The 401-nt window shown below is 45.9% G+C and carries 3 tRNA genes; all 3 read right to left on the reverse strand.

The features are described from left to right. Positions 1 to 62 precede the first annotated feature (62 nt). Positions 63 to 148, reverse strand: a tRNA-Leu gene (locus K5R16_RS22335). A gap of 82 nt (positions 149 to 230) precedes the next feature. Beyond that, a tRNA-Cys gene (locus K5R16_RS22340) sits at positions 231 to 304 on the reverse strand. A gap of 9 nt (positions 305 to 313) precedes the next feature. Then, positions 314 to 389 (reverse strand) — tRNA-Gly (locus K5R16_RS22345). Between the last annotated feature and the right edge of the window lie 12 nt (positions 390 to 401).

The following is a 401-nucleotide window of genomic DNA, read 5'->3' on the forward strand; positions in this document are numbered from 1 at the left end:
TTAAGATACAAAAAAGCCCCAACTTTCGTTGAGGCTTATTGTAATTCTCTTGCGAGAATGTTTGGTACCCGAGGCCGGACTTGAACCGGCACGCCTATTAAGCGAGGGATTTTAAATCCCTTGTGTCTACCGATTCCACCACTCGGGCAAACTCTTTGATTCTGATGATACGTGTTATCGGTAGAAACACTGCAGTTAATTACTTAACCACTCACCAAACTCTTAATTTGTGGAGGCGCGACCCGGAGTCGAACCGAGATCGACGGATTTGCAATCCGCAGCATAGCCATTCTGCCATCGCGCCATATTAAATTGGAGCGACATATCGGGTTCGAACCGATGACCTATACCTTGGCAAGGTATCGCTCTACCAACTGAGCTAATGTCGCATTTCAATTTAA

The sequence above is a fragment of the Shewanella sp. c952 genome (assembly GCF_019654975.1).
Taxonomy (GTDB): domain Bacteria; phylum Pseudomonadota; class Gammaproteobacteria; order Enterobacterales; family Shewanellaceae; genus Shewanella.